This is a genomic window from Sphingomonas sp. Leaf208 (assembly GCF_001421415.1).
In the GTDB taxonomy this organism is placed as follows: domain Bacteria; phylum Pseudomonadota; class Alphaproteobacteria; order Sphingomonadales; family Sphingomonadaceae; genus Sphingomonas.
Genome location: NZ_LMKH01000023.1, coordinates 462101 through 480631, shown reverse-complemented (window position 1 = coordinate 480631; position 18531 = coordinate 462101). Strand labels below are relative to the sequence as shown.

Sequence of the window (18531 nt, the reverse complement as noted above, 5' to 3'; positions counted from 1 at the left end):
GTCCGCAGGCTCAACCGGAGCGATGCGATCGTCGCGCCTATCATCGGTGCGGACGCCCCGCCCCGCGCGAGGCCTCGTGTCACGTACATGACACGCATCGGGCATACGGAGCAGGCCCGCAGTATCTTGTGCGATCCCACGCTTTTGCGGATCGTGCACGTTCATCATTCGGATCGTGGCCATGACAGAAGTTTCTCGTCGTACGCTGCTCGCCGCCGGCCTGTCCGGTGCGACGCTGTCCACGTTTCCCGCGGCGATCGCGCGGGCGGCGGCGATCGCACCCGACGTGAAGACGGGCTCGATCATGGACGTCGAGCACGTCGTCATACTGATGCAGGAAAATCGCGGCTTCGATCATTATTTCGGGTCGCTGCGCGGCGTCCGCGGGTTTGCGGACCGGTTGCCGATCCCCGTCCCGTCGGAGGCCGACGCGACGAAGCCGGCGCCGGTCTGGTACCAGAGCGATCGAACCGCCCCCGGCGGCGCTAGGACGGTCCTGCCGTTCCACCTCGCCACGCGGACGAATTTCGATTTGATGCGGATGGAGGGCACGCCGCATAGCTGGCCCGATGCGCAACGCGGCTGGGACGACGGGCGGATGGCGCACTGGCCCGAAGCCAAGAGCCAGCGCGCGATGGGGCATTATCGACGCGAGGACATCCCGTTCCAGTTCGCGCTCGCGGAGGCGTTCACCGTCTGCGACGCGTATCATTGCTCGGTCCAGACCGGGACCAACACAAACCGCCTGTTCCTGTGGAGCGGCACCAACGATCCCGGCGGCACGCTGGGCGGTCCTGCAATCGGCAATTCGCACGACAGTTTTCCCGCGGACGGCGGCGCTGCCGATCCGTATCGCTGGACGACGGTGGTCGAGCGGTTGCAAGCGAAGGGTGTCGACTGGCGCATCTACCAGGACATGGCCGATAATTTCACCGACAACCCGCTGGTCGGCTTCGCCGCGTTCCGCGATGCGCACCAGGGTGGTGGGGATGCCGCATTACGAGAGCGCGCGCTGACGACCCGCGGGCTCGACGTCTTGCGCACCGACGTTCTCGCCGGGCGACTGCCGCAAGTGTCGTACGTCATCGCCACCGCGAAAGGCTCCGAGCATCCCGGCCCATCGAGCCCCGCGCAAGGCGCCGCCTATATCGCCGACGTACTCGACGCGCTGACCGCCGACCCCAAGGTCTGGGCGCGAACCGTGCTGCTCGTGATGTTCGACGAGAATGACGGCTTCTTCGATCACGTCCCGCCGCCGGCGCCCCCCTCGCACGCCGCCGACGGCACGCTGCTCGGCGGCTCGACGGTCGATTGCGATGGCAGCTATCACCTCCACCCGAGCAAAAGCGATGCCGCGCTCGATCTTCCTGCCTATCGCGGCCGGGCGTATGGGCTGGGCCCGCGCGTGCCGATGTACGTCGTCTCGCCGTGGAGCCGGGGCGGGTGGGTCAACTCGCAGGTGTTCGATCACACCTCGGTGATCCGCTTCCTCGAACGCCGGTTCGACTTTCACGAACCCAACATCGCACCGTGGCGCCGCGCGGTCTGCGGCGACCTGACGTCCGCGTTCGACTTCACCGCCGCCGACCCTGCACCGTTCGCCGCGATGCCCGATCCACGGCCCGATGCCGTCCGGGCCGCGGCGATCCCCAAGCAGATAAGCCCCCAGGCGCCAGTCGGGTCGCTGCACCCATGGCAGGAACCCGGCATCCGCTGCGCTCGTCCGCTGCCCTATGCCTTGGCCGTAAGCGAGAGGATCGCCGATCGCGCGCTCCATCTACGCTTCACTGCGGAAGGGACGCAGGCGGCGGTGTTCCACGTTTACGACCGCACCGACCTGGCCCAAGCGCCGCGCCGCTTCACCGTCGAACCCGGACACGCGTTGGACGGGCGGTGGCCGTTCGACGACGCGGGCCTTTACGATCTGTGGGTGCTCGGCCCGAACGGCTTCCACCGCCATTTCGCCGGCAGCGGAAACGATCCAGCGCACCTGTACCGGATGCAGTGGATCACCACCGCGGACGATCTCGTTCTGCGACTGCCCGGCAGCCATCGCGATCATGGTCTGGTGGCGAGCGTTGCGGCGATCGGTATGCTGCCCAAGGTGATACCATTGGCCGAAACACGCTATCGCTGGCCTCTCCGCGACAGTTTCGGCTGGTACGACGTCACGGTGACCACGGCGACGGCTCCCCGATTTCGGCGTCGCGTGTCCGGCCGCGTCGATGCGCCGGGCCGGATCACGTGCAGCGATCCATTTCCGCCTGACGCGCACGTGTAGACCTGGTCGGTCCACCGAGGCCAATAAGACCGCACAGCCGCTAACGCGTCATCCGGCGACGGACTTCCGATCGGCGTCTTCCTCGCGAAGGAACTGGAGAAGCTCCTCGATCTCGTCCGATCCATAGCGCAGTGCCATGTCGTCCACCTCGATCTCGACCGTAGCGCGATCCTCCGACGACCAACCAGCGAGGATGTCGGCACAGTCGGCCAAGGACCCGCGCGCAACGCTCTTCCGCTCCCCACCTGATGTGTCGGTGCGGTAGATCGTGGCTGGCTCACTCAGCGGATAGGTCGTCATGGATCTCGTCTCTTCCGTCCGGCAATGTATGGGATGCGGATGCCCGCCGACTGCATGCCGGCGGGCATTCGACGTCATTCGTCTTCGTCTTCGGCGTCGATGTTGACGGTCGTCTCGGCGAGCTTCGTCATATATTCGTCGCCACCATAGATGTCCTTGGTGGCCGCGCTAAGCTTCTTGTGATCGTCCTTGAGACCCAGCGCCTTGGCGTACGCCGTCGCCGTGCCGAACCCGGCGATCCCGTAATGCGTCATCCGCTGATACTGCGCGATGATCATCACATCGAGTAGCGGACCCTTTTCGGGACCTTCCTCGAGGACGTGCTTGGTGGCTTCGGCGACCAGGCCTTCCATGCCCTTGCAATGCTCCTTCGAGCCCTTCTCGTCGTTCGACGCGATCAGGTCCTTGAGCAGGTCGGTATGCGTCTCGATGTCCGCCTGCGACTTGGTCAGCATGTCCTTCAGCGAAGCATCGCTCGCCTTCGACGTGATCTTCTTGAGGACCTTCTTCATCTGGTCGTTCGCGGACCACAGATCCTTCAGCTCGTCGGTGTAGATTTCCTGGAGATCTTCGGGTGCAGACATGGGATCATCCTTATGGGCTCACCGGCGGAATGCGCGGCGACTGGTTTTGAAACTTGGGAAACGCGGATCGAAGCGCGGCGACCTCAGCCGGCGCCGGGCTGCTTCTGCTCGTCCTCATAGTCCGCATCGGTGCCGATCTTGCCGTTGGCCTCGGCTTCGGCGATGCCTGACGTCTCGACGACCTCGATCGTGTGACCTTCGGCCGAGATCGCATGCGGTTCGCGGTCGGCATCCGGGTCGGCGGCGATCGTCGTGCGGTCACCGCCGTCCGAGCCTGCGACGCCGTTAGCCGCGCTGCCGCCGTCTTCGCCAGCCTGACCGCCGCCGTGATAGGCGATGTCGGTCTGGCCGCCATGCGCCATGAAACCGGTGTTCGTCTCGGTCTTGCCGGCATGCGGGTTGGGATAGGACCCGCCGCCACTTTCGCCGCCTTCGCTGCGACCGTGAACGTCGGCGCCGTCCTTGCCGTGGGGCGAGTCCGAAACGCCGTCCGGTGCGCCCTTGCTCGCTGGATTGCCGGGAACGGGGGTATGAACCTTGTCACTCATCGGTACGTCCTTCTGAATGTAGCGGATCAAAAACCGGCCCGGTCCGCTCATCGAGAGCGGACCGGGCCGGGAAGGGGTTACGGCCGAAGCACGACCTTGATGACGCCGTCCTGCTTGTCGCGGAACTTCTGGTACATTTCGGGCGCATCCTCGAGGCTGGCCGGGTGCGTGACGACGAAGCTCGGGTCGATGTCTCCCGCCTCGATCCGCGCGAGCAGCGGCTTGGTATAGGCCTGGACGTGGGTCTGGCCCGTCTTGATCGTCAGCCCCTTGTTCATCATTGCGCCGATCGGGATCTTGTCGCCCATCCCGACATAGACGCCGGGGATCGACACCGTGCCACCCATCCGGCAGCTCATGATCGCCTCACGCAACACGTGGACGCGGTCGGTGGCGAGGAACGTCGCCGCCTTCACCTTGTCGATCACCGCATCCATCGCGCCATGACCCGAAGCCTCGGCACCGACCGCGTCGATGCAGCTGTCGGGGCCACGGCCCTTGGTGCGGAACTGGAGCTCGTCATAAACGCTGTCGACCTCGGCGAAGTTGATCGTCTCGGCACCACCGGCCTCGGCCATCGCCAGACGCTCGGGCACCTCGTCGATCGCGATCACGCGGCCCGCGCCGAGCATCAGCGCCGAGCGGATCGCGAACTGGCCGACCGGACCGCAGCCCCAGATCGCGACGGTATCGCCTGGTTCGATCTGCGCGTTCTCGGCAGCCATGTAGCCGGTCGGGAAAATGTCGGACAGGAACAGCGCCTGCTCGTCGGTGACGCTGTCGGGCACCTTGATCGGACCGATATCGGCCATCGGCACCCGCAGATACTCGGCCTGGCCGCCGCAATAACCGCCCAGCATGTGGCTGAACCCGAACAGGCCAGCGGGCGAATGGCCCATCGCCTTGATCGCCATCTCGGCGTTCGGATTGGTCCGCTCGCACGCCGAGAACAGTCCCTTGCGACAGAAGAAGCAATCGCCGCAGCTGATCGTGAACGGCACCACGACGCGGTCGCCGATCTTCAGATTGGTGACTTCGGAGCCAAGTGCGACGACGACGCCCATGTTCTCATGACCCAGGATGTCGCCCGCCTGCATCGTCGGCTGGTATCCGTCGAGCAGATGAAGATCGGACCCACAGATCGCGCAGGCCGTAACCTTGATGATCGCATCGCGCGGATGCTTGATCTCGGGATCTGCAACAGTATCGACCCGAACATCGCCTTTTCCATGCCAAACAAGTGCGCGCATCAGAAGATCTCCGTCATAGAATTGCAGCCTAGTGCCCACGCACGACACGACATCGCGTCAGACATGACTCGGCGATGGCGAAAACGCCGCCTGATCATCATCAGCACTATGCAGTGTCGCCACGAAGTCTCGGCCGCGACGTTTCCGCGTCGCCGCCGTCAGCGTGAACATATCCTGGGGAGTATAGCGATCAAAGCGGCGTCATCGTTCCTGCGTCACGCCAATATCCGCAGTTAAAATTTCATGTTGATTGTGATCAATATCGAAGAACTTAAGCTAAATCGAGATGCCGCAATGAAAGTCCATAGATCGTAAGGACTTGTCGAGCTCGATCGCTCTGCGACATCGTTGCGGTTGCGACATTGATGCTGCGGCTTCCTCTGCGCGACGGCGATTGCCCTACCAAGTTTGCGGATGCCGGGGCCAATTCGGAATGTGGACCGTTAGGACGCTATCGCAGTCTGCCGACGCCGTTCGCCCGCCACGCCTTGCACGGCGCTGCGGCGTTCCGACGGGCGGGTGCACGATTTCAGATCCGGGATAGCCTCATGCAGATCAAAGCCATTCTCTTCGATATCGACGGCACGCTGGTCGACACCAACGACATGCACGTCCTCGCGTGGGAGGAGGCGTTCGCGACCGTCGGCGCGTCGTTCGACCGACAGGTGATTCACGACCAGATCGGCAAGGGGACCGACATGCTCGTGCCGACTCTGCTGCCCGACGCGGACGAGGATCGGCAGGAAAAGCTCGGCGACACGCACGGCGCGATCTTCAAGGCGAAATACCTGGAGACCGCCAAGCCGTTCGCGCATGCGCACGACCTGCTGGCGCACGCGCATGGTCTCGGGCAGCAGGTCGTACTGGCATCGTCCGCCTCCGAGGCAGAACTCGACCATTACATAGACCTGCTCGACGCACGCGACCTGATCGCCGCGACGACGAGCAGCGACGACGTCGAGAAGACCAAGCCCGCCCCCGACATCTTCGCGACAGCGCTGAAGAAGCTCCCGGGAATCGATCCCGCCGAGGTGATCGTCGTCGGCGACACGCCTTATGACATCGAGGCAGCGGCCAAATGTGGGATCGCCGCGGTCGCGGTCCGATCGGGCAAGTTCAAGGACGAGCAACTGCACGCGGCAGGCGCGATCGCGATCTACGACGACGTTGCGGCCTTGCTCGCCGGCTACGCAACCTCGCCACTGGGACGCTGATCGGCATGGCCATTACCCTGAAACCCCTCCGCGATCAGGTCATCGTCGTCACCGGCGCAACCAGCGGCAACGGTCTCGCCATAGTCGAGGAAGCCGTGCGCCGCGGTGCGGCCGTCGCCGCGACCGCGCGGAACGAAGTGGCGCTCGAGGCACTCCGCGATCGCCTGTCCGCCGATGGCGGACGCATCGCGATCTGCGCCGCGGACGTCAGCGACATGGCCGCGGTCGAGCGCGTCGCCGCCGTCGCGGTCGAAGCGTTCGGCGGGTTCGACAGCTGGGTCAACAACGCCGGCACCGGGACCTACGGCACGCTCGAGCAGGTCCCGGTCGCCGATCACCGCCGGGTATTCGACGTCAATTATTTCGGCGTGCTGCACGGCTCGCTCGTTGCCGCGCGACATCTGCGAGCGCGTGGCGGGGCGATAATCAACATCGGCTCGATCCTCAGCGACCGCGCGATCGTCGAGCAGGGCCCGTATTGCGCGACCAAGCATGCGGTGCAGGCGCTGACCGACACGCTGCGGATGGAATTGGAGCAGGAGGGGGCCGCGATCTCGGTGACGCTGATCAAGCCCGGCGCGATCGACACGCCATTCCCCGAGCATGCGCGCAACTTCATGGACCAGCCACCACGCCTGCCGCCGCCGCTCTACGCACCCTCGGTCGTCGCCGACGCGGTGTTGTTCGCCTGCGAGACCCCGCGACGCACACTGTATGCGGGGGGCGGGGGGCTGTTGTCCTCGCTCCTATCGCGCGCCGCGCCACGGTTGAGCGACAAGATCATGGAACTGCTCGGCACCGTCGCGCAGCAGAAGCCGGAAGATCCCGGCGACCCGACACGCCGCGACAACCTCTATGAGCCGCGCGTCGATGCATTGCGCGGAAGCCAGGACGTCCACGCGCGCAAGTCGAGCACCGTCTTGCCGGCCCAGAAACTCCATCCCGCCATTCTGTTGCTCGGTGTCGTCGGGGCCGGGATCGCGGTTGCCCTGAGCCGGCCGAAGGATACCAGCCGGTGACACCGGACGCCGAACGGGCAGGGGCCGCGCGTGATTTCGACGTCGTGCTCGTCCTCAGCGGCGGCAACGCGCTCGGCGCATTCGAAGCCGGCGTCTACGAGGCGCTGCACGCGCACGGCCTCCAGCCCGACTGGATTATCGGCGCCTCGATCGGCGCGATCAACGGAGCCTTGATCGCCGGCTCCGCTCCCGATCGCCGGATCGAGACGTTGCGAACGTTCTGGCGACCCGCACCGTCTGGCGCCGCGGCGCTCCCTTGGTTGAGTGCCCTCGAAACCAGCCGCCGGACGAACGCTGTCGGCTGGTCCGCAACGCTCGGTCGACCCGGCATCTTCGGCCCCATGCTCTCCGCCTTGGCACCATGGACCGACAGCCAGCCGTCGATCTTCGAAACCAACCAGCTCGCCACGACGCTGGAAACGCTGGTCGACTTCGAGCGCCTCAATGTGGGCCCGTGCCGCTACACCGCAACTGCGGTCGATCTCGAAACCGGAGACGACGTCGTCTTCGACAGCGCCGCGATGCAGGTCGGACCCGATCATGTCCGTGCCAGCGCCGCACTGCCGGTCGCGTTCCTCCCAGTGGAGATCGACGGCCGCTGGCTGGTCGACGGCGGCCTGTCCGCAAACCTGCCGCTCGACCCGGTCCTCAGCGATCCGCCACCGCGACCGACACTCTGCATCGCAGTCGACCTGTTGCCGCTCCACGGTCCCCGCCCGACGACATTGGGCGAGGCGACGAGCCGCATGCAGGACCTGATCTTCGCCGCGCAATCCCGCCGCACGATCGAACGGTGGCAAGCCGCGCACGCCGGCCGCCAGGACTTTGCGCTGTCTCTGGTCCGACTCGCCTATACCGAGCAGGCCGATGAAGTCGCCGGCAAGGCGCTCGACTTTTCAGGCCCCACGATCGAACAGCGCTGGTCGGCAGGCCGTCGCGCAGGGATGCTGGCCGTCGAGGGGGTAAAGGCCGGAACGTTGGCGATCGGCGTTCCTGGCTTCAACATCGCCACGCTCGATTGCCGGCAACCCGGCGGCGCCAGCCGTTGAGCGGTCAGGCAGGTTCGGTGAGATATACAGGATTGGTGCGGACGGCGGGACTCGAACCCGCACTCCTAGGGAGGGAGATTTTAAGTCTCCTGCGTCTACCGGTTTCGCCACGTCCGCACACGCGCCCAACAAGACGAGGTCGCGCGCAGCGTCAACCCATCTTGCCAGGCCGGCAGCATATTCTTCGACTGTCTACGGTCCCGCGCAGTGGTACCGCTCACACGTTCAGGCGTGAGCGCATTTCCTTGCCCGGCTTGAAATAGGGCACGCGCTTGGCCTCGACCTCGACGACTTCGCCGGTACGCGGGTTGCGGCCGGTCCGCGCATCGCGCGCACGCGTAGAGAATGCACCGAAACCGCGCAGTTCGACTCGACCGTCGGCGGCCAATCGCTTGGATATCTCGTCGAAGAAGGTGCTGACGATCAGCTCCACTTCGTTAGGCTGTAGGTCCGGATGCGCCTCGGCGATCTTAAGGACCAGTTCAGATCGGATCATTCGAGCCCCCGCCCATCTAAAAAAACGCGTACAGATTGATACAGGTCAACCTGCGAGGCATTAGCACTTATTACCGAACAGTCAAAAACCAAAGTGGATCTGACAATAAAAAGCCCGACATGTTCGAGACATGCCGGGCGTTTTCATCGATAAGCCGTTAGGCTTTTCTTAACACTTACTTCTTCTCGGCATCCGTGCGGGCCTTGAGAGCCTCGCCCAGGATGTTGCCCAGAGTCGCGCCCGAGTCCGACGAACCGTACTGAGCGACAGCCTGCTTCTCTTCCGAGATCTGCATGGCCTTGATCGAGAAGGTCGGCTTCTTCGAACGATCGAAGCCGGTGACCATCGCGTCGAACTTCTGGCCGACCTGGAAACGCTCCGGACGCTGCTCGTCGCGATCGCGACCCAGATCCGTGCGCTTGATGAAGCCGGTCGCGCCATCGTCGCCCTGCTGCACTTCGAGGCCCGCATCGCGGACTTCGAGAACGGTCACGGTAACGATCGCGTTCTTGTTCAGCTTGTCGCCTGCTGCTGCGATGCCGCCGGCCGATGGCCCGCCGCGCTCGAGCTGCTTCATGCCGAGCGAGATGCGCTCCTTCTCGGCGTCGATGTCGAGCACGACGGCCTCGACGGTCTCACCCTTGCGATGCAGGTTGAGCGCGTCCTCGCCCGAAACACCCCAGGCGATGTCGGACATGTGGACCATGCCGTCGACGTCGTTGTCGAGGCCGATGAACAGACCGAACTCGGTCGCGTTCTTGACTTCGCCTTCGACGGTCGAACCGATCGGATGAGCGGCAGCGAATGCCTCCCAAGGATTGGCCTGAGCCTGCTTGAGGCCGAGCGAGATGCGACGCTTCTCGGAATCGACTTCGAGGACCATGACGTCGACTTCCTGCGAGGTCGACACGATCTTGCCCGGATGGACGTTCTTCTTGGTCCAGGACATTTCCGACACGTGGACGAGGCCTTCGATGCCCGCTTCCAGCTCGACGAACGCACCATATTCGGTGATGTTCGTGACGCGGCCGGTGAGCTTCGCGCCGACCGGGTACTTGACCATCGCGCCATCCCAGGGATCGCTCTCCAGCTGCTTCATGCCGAGGCTGATGCGCTGGGTGTCCTTGTTGATGCGGATGATCTGCACCTTGACGGTGTCGCCGATGTTCAGGACTTCGCTCGGGTGACCGACGCGCTTGTAGCTGAGATCGGTAACGTGGAGCAGGCCATCAATGCCGCCGAGATCAACGAACGCACCGTAATCGGTGATGTTCTTGACGACGCCGTCGATGATCTGGCCCTCGGCCAGGCTGAGGATCAGGCCCGAACGCTGCTCTGCGCGCGTCTCTTCGAGAACGGCGCGACGCGACACGACGATGTTGCCGCGCTTGCGGTCCATCTTCAGGATCTGGAACGGCTGGGGGATGTCCATCAGCGGGGTGACATCGCGCACGGGGCGGATATCGACCTGCGAACCGGGCAGGAACGCGACGGCGCCGTTCAGGTCGACGGTGAAGCCACCCTTCACGCGGCCGAAGATCACGCCTTCGACGCGGGTCGTCTTGGAGAATTCGGTTTCCAGCTTGTCCCATGCGGCTTCGCGACGGGCGCGATCACGGCTGAGCATCGCTTCGCCGTGGACGTTCTCGACGCGGTCGACATAGACTTCGACTTCGTCGCCGACCTTGAGGTCAGCCTTCTGGCCCGGCGCTGCGAATTCGCGAAGCGGCACGCGGCCTTCCGACTTCAGACCGACGTCGATGACGGCCATGTCGTTCTCGATGCCGGTCACGGTGCCATGCACCACGCGGCCCTCGAAGCTGTCGGCGTCGCCGAGCGTTTCGTTCAGCATCGCCGCGAAATCGTCGCGGGTCGGCATTACCTGGGTTGCCATAGAATTCAGTAATCCTAGTCTGTTTCCGGCCAAGCGGTTGGGTCCGCTGGTCTTGGCCTTCGTTGCCGCGACGACCGAACGTCGAACGCGGCATCCGGACGACACGAGGCAGCGGAGGACGTAGACGCTGAATGCGAAAACGGCGCGTGAGACTCGAGGGTCTCCGCGCCTTCCTCCACGAGCATCGCTCGCCGGACGGTTCCGTATAGCCGAAACCCCGTCTCGGAGCAAGTTCGCCGCTGCTTCGTTAGGGGCCGCTCACAACAGGAGCGAAGATTTGAACGAACGCGGCATTCTCGTGCTGGGCTGGGTCGCCACCGTGACGGCGATCGTGATGTACCTGTCGTACATCGACCAGATCATGCTGAACCTTGCGGGTCAGAAAGGATCGGTGGTCCAGCCGTTCGCGACGATGGTGAATTGCGCGCTGTGGGTCGGGTATGGGTTTCTGAAGGACAAGCGGGACTGGCCGATCGTCGTGGCGAACTTTCCGGGGGTGGTGTTCGGGGCGGTTGCGCTGGTTACTGCGCTTTAGGTCCACTGATCCCCCTTGGAGGAGAGTGCCGCCAATCCCCCCTCCCTAGAAGGGAGGGCCAGGGGGTGGGTCGGCCTCCGCATAGACGATCTGGGGTGGCGCAAGCTGGCCGACCCACCCCCAACCCCTCCCTTCCAGGGAGGGGAGCGAGAAGAAGACGCGCTTCCGTTGCCAACAGAGCAACCACCCCGGCGAAGGCCGGGGCCCAATTGGGGGACGATGCCAACTGAGGACTGCGCTTCGTTACTGCTGACGTTCCAATTGGGCCCCGGCCTTCGCCGGGGTGGGGCCAACAGGAATGGGCGAAAGACCTAAACCGAAACCTTCTTCGCCCGCTGCGCCTCAACCAACGCAACCGCCCGCTGCACCGAAGCCTCGATCGACAAAAAGCTCGTATCCAGCAACGCAGCATCCGCCGCCATCACCAGCGGCGCGGTCGACCGCCCGCTATCCCGAGCATCCCGAGCCCGGATATCCGCCAGCACGCGATCCTTGCTCGCCGTCCCGCCGCGAGCCTGCAACTCCGCATGCCGCCGCTGCGCGCGGATATTCGGCGTAGCCTTCACGAACAGCTTCGCATCCGCATCCGGCGCGATCACCGTCCCGATGTCGCGCCCGTCGAGAATCGCGCCACCCTCCTGCGCCGCAAACCGCTTCTGCCGGTGCAGCAACGCCGCGCGGACCAGCGGATGCGCCGACACCACGGACGCCAGCGCGCCGATATCGTCATCACGCAACGCCGGATCGCTGAGCAGCGCATCGCTGAAATCGCACGCCGCGACCGCGTCGGCCTCCGTCTCCGGATCGAGCCCCATCCGCGCCACGCTCAACGCGACCGCGCGGTAGAGCAGCCCGGTATCGAGATACGGCAGCTTGTAATGCTTGGCCAAGGCGCGCGCGATCGTGCCCTTGCCCGATGCCGCCGGACCGTCGACTGCGATGATCATCTTAATTCCCCCGGCCGGTAAGCGCGTCGAGCGACCGGAAGAACACGGGATAGCTCGTCGCCACCGGCGATACATCATCGATCGTGACGGGCTCAAGCGCGCCAAGTCCAGCCACGACCATGCTCATTGCGATGCGGTGGTCGAGTTTCGAGGCGATCCGAGCGCCGCCGCGAATCGCCGCGCCGCCCGACCCGGTGATCGCCATGCCGTCTTCATACTCCTCGCAAGCCACGCCGCAGGCTTCGAGCGCGATCCGCATCGTCGTGATCCGGTCCGATTCCTTGACGCGCAACTCATGCGCGCCGCGCGCGACGGTCGTGCCGGTCGCGAAGGCGGCGGCGACGAACAGCACCGGATATTCGTCGATCATGCTCGGCGCGAGATCGGCCGGCACTTCGATCGCGGTCAGCGGGGCATGCCGGACGCGCAGGTCCGCGACCGGCTCGCCACCGACGATGCGCGGGTCCAGCTCGGTAATATCCGCGCCCATCATCCGCAAAGCCGTGACGATCCCGATCCGCGTCGGGTTCAGCCCGACATTGCGCACGACGATATCCGACCCCGGCACGATCGACGCGGCGACCAGCCAGAATGCCGACGACGACGGATCGCCCGGCACGACGATATCCTGCGGCTTGAGGTCCGCTTCGCCGGCGATCGAGATGATCCGCCCGGCCTCGGTTTCCTCGACGGTCAGCTTCGCGCCGAACCCGGTCAGCATCCGCTCGCTATGATCGCGCGTCGCGACCGGCTCGATGACCCGCGTGATCCCCGGCGTGTTGAGCCCCGCCAGCAGGATCGCCGACTTCACCTGCGCCGACGCGACCGGCAGCGTGTATTCGATCGGCACCGCCGGACACATCCCGCGCACCATCAACGGCAGCCGCCCGCCAGGAGAGGACGTAATGTCCGCCCCCATCTGCGACAGCGGCTCGATCACCCGTCCCATCGGCCGCCCCGACAGCGATGCGTCACCTGTAAAGGTGCAGGTGATCGGATGGCTCGACACCAGCCCCATCAGCAACCGCGTCGACGTCCCGGAATTGCCCATCTCCAGCGCCGTCTCGGGCTGAAGCAGTCCACCGACGCCCACGCCGTCCACGGTCCAGATACCATCTTCGCCGCGCTCGATCGTCGCGCCCATCGCCCGCATCGCCGCCGCGGTGGCAAGCACGTCCTCACCCTCCAGCAGCCCCTCGATCCGGCTGGTGCCGACAGCTAAGCTCGCGAACATCAACGCGCGGTGGCTGATCGACTTGTCGCCGGGGACCGCGATCGAACCGGTCAAAGGACCGCGTGCGACAACGTCCATCGAAGTGGGGAGGGGGTGTGCCATGGGGCCGGGCTTTTGACAGTGGCCTTGCGCTATGGCAAGGCGCGCCCACTTTGCGAGGGTATCCCCCCGCAATCCATTCATCCGAAAGGTTCTATCGGCATGATCAAGCCGGAATGGGGCACGAAGCGTTCGTGCCCGAAATGCGCGACGCGTTTCTACGACCTCGAAAAAGCCGACCCCGTGACCTGCATCGAATGCGGGTATGCGTGGGAGCCCGAGCCCATCTTGAAGTCGAAGCAGCCGCTGCCGTTCGAGGTCGCCAAGCCCGACACCAAGAAGCCCGACGCGGATCTCGAGGGTGACGAGGAAGAGGACATCGCCTCGATCACCGGCGAGGACGAAGAGCCGTCGGCGGACGACGAAGTCGATCTCGGCGGCGACGACGACCTCGGCGTCGAGACGCCGCAGGACGAGCACGAGCGCTGATCTACAAGCGACGCGTGGAATAAATTTGGCAGGCGGCATTTACGCCGCTTGCCAACCCGGGCGGGTCCGGTTAGTGACCCGCCTTCCAACGGGAATGGGGCCGTAGCTCAGCTGGGAGAGCGTTCGCATGGCATGCGAAAGGTCAGGGGTTCGATCCCCCTCGGCTCCACCATTTCCGTTGATGACCGGTCCGCCGGGACAGCTTTTACACAGCGTCAGATGAGATCGTCGGTACCGGTTGCGGCCGCGTGCAGGTCCCTGAACGTCTCCTCGATCGCCGCGACCACGGCGCTTCCCTCGATCCGCGAAGCGGAATCGTTCGCCACCAGCACGCCTACGCGCCGTGTCGGATCGAAGCCCGTCAACCGAATCATCGCGATGCCCTCGCTGGCAAAACTGAGCGGCATGACCGTCATCCCGAGCCCTGCACGAACATAGGTCAGTGCGCGGTCGTCGCTGACGGTGCGGGCGGCCATGAAGGGCCGCACGCTGCGGGCGGTGAAGAAGCGGCTTGTTTCGGCGAGCGCTTCGCAGTGGCGGCGGACGATCATCGTTTCCTCCGCGACGTCGGCGACCGCGAGCGTGGCGCGTCCGGCCAGTCGGTGGTCGCTCGCCACCGCGACCGCGAATCCTTCCTCGAACAGCACGCGACCGCGCGCATCGTCGCCGATCGCGCCGAGCATCACGTCGATCCGCCCGCGATCGAGCAGCGCGACGAGTTCGCTGCTCCGTCCCTCGACGACTTCTAGGCGTTCGGTGGTGGAGGCGCGTCGCGCTCGGTCCAACGAGGCTGCTATCCAGGACGGCGGCAACGTCGTCGCGATCCCGAGGCGGACGAGCTTGGTCGGAGCGGTGTCTTGCAAATCCCGCTCGGCGGCGGCGAACTCGGCTTCGATCCGGCGCGCATGCACCGCGAACCGCGTACCCGATGGGGTGAGTTCGATCCGCCGGTTGGTCCGCAGGAACAGCGTCTGCCCGAGCGACGCCTCCAGCTTGGCGATCCCGACCGACAGCGTTGGTTGCGAGATCCGGCACTGCGCGGCGGCGCGCGTGAAATTGCCCTGGTCGACGACCGCCAGGAAGTAGCGCAACACATAGCGTTCGATCATAGCGGTACGACCATAGACGGCGTCTATCGCATGTGTTCGGTCGTATCAATTTCTCATAGGGACCGCGACCGAGTATCATCGTCGCAACACAAGGTCTGGAGAGGCTGCATGATACCCGATTTCGATTTCGCGCTCGGCGAATCCGCAGACATGATCCGCGAGAGCACGCACCGCTTCGCCACCGACAAGATCGCGCCGCTGGCCGCGAAGATCGACGCCGACGACTGGTTCCCGCGCGAGCTGTGGCCGGCGATGGGCGAACTCGGGTTGCACGGGATCACCGTCGAGGAAGAATATGGCGGCCTCGGCCTCGGCTATCTCGAACACGTCGTCGCGGTCGAGGAAGTCTCTCGCGCATCCGCGTCGATCGGCTTGAGCTACGGCGCGCATTCGAACCTGTGCGTCAACCAGATCCGCCGCTGGGGCAGCCCTGAGCAGAAGGCGAAGTATCTGCCCAAGCTCGTGTCGGGCGAGCACGTCGGAAGCTTGGCCATGTCCGAGGCGGGCGCGGGCTCCGACGTCGTCTCGATGAAGCTCAAGGCGGTGAAGACCGACACCGGCTACGTCCTCAACGGCACGAAGTTCTGGATCACCAACGCGGCCTATGCCGACACTTTGGTCGTCTATGCGAAGACCGGCGAGGGCTCGCGCGGGATCACCGCGTTCCTGATCGAGAAGGACATGCCCGGCTTCGCGATCGGCCAGAAGATCGACAAGATGGGTATGCGTGGGTCTCCCACGGCGGAGCTCGTCTTCACTGATTGCGAGGTCCCGTTCGAAAACGTCATGGGCCCGGAGAATGGCGGCGTCGGCGTGCTGATGTCGGGCCTCGACTATGAGCGCGCGGTGCTGGCCGGGATTCAGCTCGGCATCATGCAGGCGTGCCTCGATGTCGTGATCCCCTATGTGCGCGAGCGGAAGCAGTTCGGGACGGCGATCGGCCAGTTCCAGCTGATCCAGGCCAAGGTCGCCGACATGTACGTCGCGCTGAGTTCGGCGCGCGCGTACGTCTATGCGGTGGCGAAGTCGTGCGATGCGGGCAAGACGACGCGGTTCGACGCGGCGGGCGCGATCCTGCTGGCGAGCGAGAGCGCGGTGAAGGTGTCGCTCGAATCGATCCAGGCGCTGGGTGGGGCAGGGTACACCAAGGACTGGCCGGTCGAGCGGTTCATGCGCGACGCGAAGTTGCTCGACATCGGCGCTGGGACGAACGAGATTCGCCGGATGTTGATCGGCAGAGAACTCATCGGGGCAGCTCCCAAGGTGGCACAGTAATGGCCACCGCAAATCCTCCCCGGAACGGGGAGGGGGACCGCGTAGCGGTGGAGGGGGCTCGCCCCGCACGCAACGCCGGCGGAAGCCCCCCTCCACCCTTCGCCCAAGCGGACGAACGGTCCCCCTCCCCGTGCCGGGGAGGATTGGCATGACCGCGCCCGTCCTGACCTCCGCGCTGTCCTCTGACAGCGAGACCTTCCGCGCCAACGCTGCACATAACGAAGAGCTTGCCGCCCGCCTGCGCTGCATCGTGGCGGATGCGGCTCAAGGTGGCTCGGCCAAGTCCCGCGAGCGCCACACGTCGCGCGGCAAGCTCCTCCCGCGCGACCGTGTCGAACGCCTGCTCGACCCCGGCTCGCCGTTCCTCGAAATCGGCCAGCTCGTCGCCAACGGCCTCTACGATAACGAAGTCCCCGGCGCCGGCCTGATCATCGGCATCGGCCGCGTGTCCGGTCGCCAGTGCATGATCGTCTGCAACGACGCGACCGTGAAGGGCGGCACCTACTACCCGCTCACCGTCAAGAAACACCTCCGCGCGCAGGAGATCGCGCAGGAAAACCGGCTCCCCTGCATCTACCTCGTCGATAGCGGGGGCGCGAACTTGCCGCATCAGGCGGAGGTGTTCCCCGACCGCGATCACTTCGGCCGCATCTTCTTCAACCAAGCGCAGATGTCGGCGCTCGGGATCCCGCAGATCGCCTGCGTCATGGGCAGCTGCACCGCCGGCGGCGCGTACGTCCCCGCAATGTCCGACGAGACGATCATCGTCCGCGGGCAGGGGACGATCTTCCTCGCCGGCCCACCCCTCGTAAAGGCCGCGACCGGCGAGGTCATCTCGGCCGAGGAACTGGGCGGTGCCGACACGCATGGCCGCCGCTCGGGCGTGGTCGATCACGTCGCCGAGAACGACGAACACGCGCTGACGATCGTCCGCGACATCGTCTCGACGCTGCAACCGCAGGCGCAGACCGCGGTGAACCTCCAGCAGCCCAGGCCGCCGAAGTTCGCGCCCGAAGACCTGTACGGCATCGTCCCCAGCGACGTCCGCGCGCCCTACGACGTCCACGAAGTCATCGCGCGCCTCGTCGACGGCAGCGAGTTCCACGAGTTCAAGGCGCTCTACGGCACGTCGCTCGTCTGCGGGTTCGCGCATATCTGGGGCATCCCGGTCGCGATCCTCGCCAATAACGGCGTGCTGTTCAGCGAGAGCGCGCAGAAGGGCGCGCACTTCATCGAGCTCGCCTGCCAGCGCCGTATCCCGCTGCTGTTCCTCCAGAACATCTCCGGCTTCATGGTCGGCGGCAAATACGAGGCGGAGGGCATCGCCAAGCACGGCGCCAAGCTCGTCACGGCCGTCGCCACCGCGACCGTCCCGAAGATCACCGTGCTGATCGGCGGCAGCTTCGGCGCGGGCAATTACGGGATGTGCGGCCGCGCCTATTCGCCACGCTTCCTGTTCACCTGGCCCAACAGCCGGATCAGCGTGATGGGCGGCGAACAGGCGGCATCCGTCCTCGCCACCGTCCACCGCGACGCGGAAAGCTGGACGCCCGAACAAGCCGAAGCCTTCAAGGCCCCGGTCCGGCAGAAATACGAGAACGAGGGCAACCCCTGGTACGCCACCGCGCGCCTCTGGGACGACGGCATCATCGATCCCGCCCAAACGCGAGACGTGCTGGGCCTGGCCTTCGCCGCGACGCTCAACGCTCCCATCCCCGAACGCCCCGCGTTCGGCGTGTTCAGGATGTAACCCGATGATCCTGCTGTCACTTCTCCTCGCCGCCGGACAGATCACCCCGGTCCAGCCGATCGTCAAAGGCACCGGCCTGCCGCCTGCGGCTATGACCGAAGAGGCGGGCGTCATGGTTCCGATCGATGCGCTCCTCGTCGCGCTCGCCGCCCGCGACGGCCAGGCGATCCTCGCCCAGGTCCGCCCCGACGGCAGCGCCACCGTCGCCGAGGAAAAGCCAGACGGGACGCGTTCGGTCCGCCGCACCAGCTGGCCCGACTTCGCCGCATCGATCAGGCCCGGCTCCGAACGCTACGTCGAGCGCCTCACCGATCCCGCGGTCGACATCGACGGCGACATCGCGATGGTCTGGTCGCCCTACGTCTTCACGATCGACGGCAAGGTCTCGCATTGCGGCACCGACCATTTCGACATGGTCCGCGAAGCCGGCCGCTGGAAGATCGCCAACCTGACTTGGTCGAAGCGCACCACCGGCTGCGTGAACTGACATGGCCTGTCCTACACCGCCCGCATCGGCT

18 protein-coding genes and 2 tRNA genes are annotated in these 18531 nt (G+C 65.4%); 10 read left to right on the top strand and 10 right to left on the bottom strand.

Annotated elements, in window-relative coordinates; translation table 11 throughout:
* The first annotated feature begins 181 nt into the window (after nt 1-181).
* Nucleotides 182-2281: a phosphocholine-specific phospholipase C gene (locus ASE69_RS12160; protein ID WP_056486812.1), complete on the top strand. Its 2100-nt coding sequence runs from the start codon at nt 182-184 to the stop codon at nt 2279-2281.
* 48 nt (nt 2282-2329) lie between these two features.
* On the opposite strand, the gene ASE69_RS12155 is transcribed toward ASE69_RS12160, so the two are convergent.
* The 4 genes from ASE69_RS12155 to ASE69_RS12140 all read right to left on the bottom strand — a co-directional run bounded on the left by ASE69_RS12155 (nt 2330) and on the right by ASE69_RS12140 (nt 4963).
* Nucleotides 2330-2581 (bottom strand): hypothetical protein, encoded by a 252-nt coding sequence (locus tag ASE69_RS12155; protein ID WP_056486809.1) that lies wholly within the window; start codon nt 2579-2581, stop codon nt 2330-2332.
* Nucleotides 2582-2655: 74 nt separating this feature from the next.
* The gene (locus ASE69_RS12150) at nt 2656-3165 is read right to left on the bottom strand and encodes a ferritin-like domain-containing protein (protein WP_056486806.1); all 510 of its coding nucleotides are present in this window, start codon (nt 3163-3165) and stop codon (nt 2656-2658) included.
* 83 nt (nt 3166-3248) lie between these two features.
* Nucleotides 3249-3713, bottom strand: a complete 465-nt coding sequence (locus ASE69_RS22585) for a hypothetical protein (RefSeq protein ID WP_200924164.1) — start codon at nt 3711-3713, stop codon at nt 3249-3251.
* Between the two features lie 77 nt (nt 3714-3790).
* Nucleotides 3791-4963 carry a zinc-dependent alcohol dehydrogenase gene (locus ASE69_RS12140; RefSeq protein WP_056486803.1) on the bottom strand — a complete coding sequence of 391 codons (1173 nt, stop codon included), beginning with the start codon at nt 4961-4963 and terminating at the stop codon, nt 3791-3793.
* 548 nt (nt 4964-5511) lie between these two features.
* On the opposite strand from ASE69_RS12140, the gene ASE69_RS12135 reads away from it, so the two are divergent.
* From ASE69_RS12135 to ASE69_RS12125, 3 genes are read left to right on the top strand one after another with little or no spacing between them, the layout of a single operon-like run.
* Nucleotides 5512-6177 (top strand): HAD family hydrolase, encoded by a 666-nt coding sequence (locus ASE69_RS12135; protein ID WP_162236881.1) that lies wholly within the window; start codon nt 5512-5514, stop codon nt 6175-6177.
* Nucleotides 6178-6182: 5 nt separating this feature from the next.
* Nucleotides 6183-7196 (top strand): SDR family oxidoreductase, encoded by a 1014-nt coding sequence (locus ASE69_RS12130; protein ID WP_056486796.1) that lies wholly within the window; start codon nt 6183-6185, stop codon nt 7194-7196.
* Nucleotides 7193-8245: a patatin-like phospholipase family protein gene (locus tag ASE69_RS12125; protein WP_056486793.1), complete on the top strand. Its 1053-nt coding sequence runs from the start codon at nt 7193-7195 to the stop codon at nt 8243-8245. The genes ASE69_RS12130 and ASE69_RS12125 overlap by 4 nt, the downstream gene beginning before the upstream one ends.
* Before the next feature lie 33 nt (nt 8246-8278).
* Here the strand turns inward: ASE69_RS12125 and ASE69_RS12120 are convergent.
* From ASE69_RS12120 to rpsA, 3 genes are all read right to left on the bottom strand, one after another.
* Nucleotides 8279-8362: transfer RNA gene (locus ASE69_RS12120), tRNA-Leu, on the bottom strand.
* A gap of 100 nt (nt 8363-8462) precedes the next feature.
* Nucleotides 8463-8741, bottom strand: a complete 279-nt coding sequence (locus tag ASE69_RS12115; protein ID WP_056060417.1) for an integration host factor subunit beta — start codon at nt 8739-8741, stop codon at nt 8463-8465.
* 175 nt (nt 8742-8916) lie between these two features.
* The gene (gene rpsA, locus ASE69_RS12110; RefSeq protein ID WP_056060414.1) at nt 8917-10635 is read right to left on the bottom strand and encodes a 30S ribosomal protein S1; all 1719 of its coding nucleotides are present in this window, start codon (nt 10633-10635) and stop codon (nt 8917-8919) included.
* Between the two features lie 277 nt (nt 10636-10912).
* Between rpsA and ASE69_RS12105 the strand changes: the two genes are divergently transcribed.
* Nucleotides 10913-11170, top strand: a complete 258-nt coding sequence (locus ASE69_RS12105; protein WP_056486791.1) for a SemiSWEET family transporter — start codon at nt 10913-10915, stop codon at nt 11168-11170.
* 311 nt (nt 11171-11481) lie between these two features.
* Here ASE69_RS12105 and cmk read toward each other — a convergent pair whose 3' ends face one another.
* The gene (cmk, locus tag ASE69_RS12100) at nt 11482-12117 is read right to left on the bottom strand and encodes a (d)CMP kinase (protein ID WP_056486788.1); all 636 of its coding nucleotides are present in this window, start codon (nt 12115-12117) and stop codon (nt 11482-11484) included.
* A 1-nt stretch (nt 12118) separates the two neighbouring features.
* Nucleotides 12119-13453 (bottom strand): 3-phosphoshikimate 1-carboxyvinyltransferase, encoded by a 1335-nt coding sequence (gene aroA / locus ASE69_RS12095; protein ID WP_056486787.1) that lies wholly within the window; start codon nt 13451-13453, stop codon nt 12119-12121.
* A 99-nt stretch (nt 13454-13552) separates the two neighbouring features.
* On the opposite strand from aroA, the gene ASE69_RS12090 reads away from it, so the two are divergent.
* Together ASE69_RS12090 and ASE69_RS12085 are read left to right on the top strand one after the other, a co-directional pair.
* Entirely contained in the window at nt 13553-13879 is a 327-nt protein-coding gene (locus ASE69_RS12090; RefSeq protein ID WP_031395784.1) for a TIGR02300 family protein, read from the top strand.
* Between the two features lie 96 nt (nt 13880-13975).
* Nucleotides 13976-14051 (top strand) — tRNA-Ala (locus ASE69_RS12085).
* A 43-nt stretch (nt 14052-14094) separates the two neighbouring features.
* On the opposite strand, the gene ASE69_RS12080 is transcribed toward ASE69_RS12085, so the two are convergent.
* On the bottom strand, nt 14095-14988 hold the full coding sequence (locus ASE69_RS12080; protein WP_056486784.1) for a LysR family transcriptional regulator: 894 nt from the start codon (nt 14986-14988) through the stop codon (nt 14095-14097).
* A 108-nt stretch (nt 14989-15096) separates the two neighbouring features.
* Here ASE69_RS12080 and ASE69_RS12075 point away from each other — a divergent pair, with 108 nt between their 5' ends.
* From ASE69_RS12075 to ASE69_RS12065, 3 genes are all read left to right on the top strand, one after another.
* Complete coding sequence (locus ASE69_RS12075) at nt 15097-16263, top strand: isovaleryl-CoA dehydrogenase (protein WP_056486781.1); 1167 nt, start codon at nt 15097-15099, stop codon at nt 16261-16263.
* Between the two features lie 148 nt (nt 16264-16411).
* The gene (locus tag ASE69_RS12070) at nt 16412-18013 is read left to right on the top strand and encodes a carboxyl transferase domain-containing protein (RefSeq protein ID WP_056486778.1); all 1602 of its coding nucleotides are present in this window, start codon (nt 16412-16414) and stop codon (nt 18011-18013) included.
* Between the two features lie 4 nt (nt 18014-18017).
* Nucleotides 18018-18500, top strand: coding sequence for a nuclear transport factor 2 family protein (locus tag ASE69_RS12065; protein ID WP_056486775.1), 483 nt, complete (start codon nt 18018-18020; stop codon nt 18498-18500).
* The last annotated feature ends 31 nt before the right edge of the window (nt 18501-18531 follow it).

Excerpts from the sequence above, each read along its gene's own strand:
- ASE69_RS12160 (WP_056486812.1), top strand. The coding sequence starts at position 182 with ATGACAGAAGTTTCTCGTCGTACGCTGCTCGCCGCCGGCCTGTCCGGT.
- ASE69_RS12155 (WP_056486809.1), bottom strand. The coding sequence starts at position 2,581 with ATGACGACCTATCCGCTGAGTGAGCCAGCCACGATCTACCGCACCGAC.
- ASE69_RS12150 (WP_056486806.1), bottom strand. The coding sequence starts at position 3,165 with ATGTCTGCACCCGAAGATCTCCAGGAAATCTACACCGACGAGCTGAAG.
- ASE69_RS22585 (WP_200924164.1), bottom strand. The coding sequence starts at position 3,713 with ATGAGTGACAAGGTTCATACCCCCGTTCCCGGCAATCCAGCGAGCAAG.
- ASE69_RS12140 (WP_056486803.1), bottom strand. The coding sequence starts at position 4,963 with ATGCGCGCACTTGTTTGGCATGGAAAAGGCGATGTTCGGGTCGATACT.
- ASE69_RS12135 (WP_162236881.1), top strand. The coding sequence starts at position 5,512 with ATGCAGATCAAAGCCATTCTCTTCGATATCGACGGCACGCTGGTCGAC.
- ASE69_RS12130 (WP_056486796.1), top strand. The coding sequence starts at position 6,183 with ATGGCCATTACCCTGAAACCCCTCCGCGATCAGGTCATCGTCGTCACC.
- ASE69_RS12115 (WP_056060417.1), bottom strand. The coding sequence starts at position 8,741 with ATGATCCGATCTGAACTGGTCCTTAAGATCGCCGAGGCGCATCCGGAC.
- rpsA (WP_056060414.1), bottom strand. The coding sequence starts at position 10,635 with ATGGCAACCCAGGTAATGCCGACCCGCGACGATTTCGCGGCGATGCTG.
- cmk (WP_056486788.1), bottom strand. The coding sequence starts at position 12,117 with ATGATCATCGCAGTCGACGGTCCGGCGGCATCGGGCAAGGGCACGATC.
- aroA (WP_056486787.1), bottom strand. The coding sequence starts at position 13,453 with ATGGCACACCCCCTCCCCACTTCGATGGACGTTGTCGCACGCGGTCCT.
- ASE69_RS12090 (WP_031395784.1), top strand. The coding sequence starts at position 13,553 with ATGATCAAGCCGGAATGGGGCACGAAGCGTTCGTGCCCGAAATGCGCG.
- ASE69_RS12080 (WP_056486784.1), bottom strand. The coding sequence starts at position 14,988 with ATGATCGAACGCTATGTGTTGCGCTACTTCCTGGCGGTCGTCGACCAG.
- ASE69_RS12075 (WP_056486781.1), top strand. The coding sequence starts at position 15,097 with ATGATACCCGATTTCGATTTCGCGCTCGGCGAATCCGCAGACATGATC.
- ASE69_RS12070 (WP_056486778.1), top strand. The coding sequence starts at position 16,412 with ATGACCGCGCCCGTCCTGACCTCCGCGCTGTCCTCTGACAGCGAGACC.
- ASE69_RS12065 (WP_056486775.1), top strand. The coding sequence starts at position 18,018 with ATGATCCTGCTGTCACTTCTCCTCGCCGCCGGACAGATCACCCCGGTC.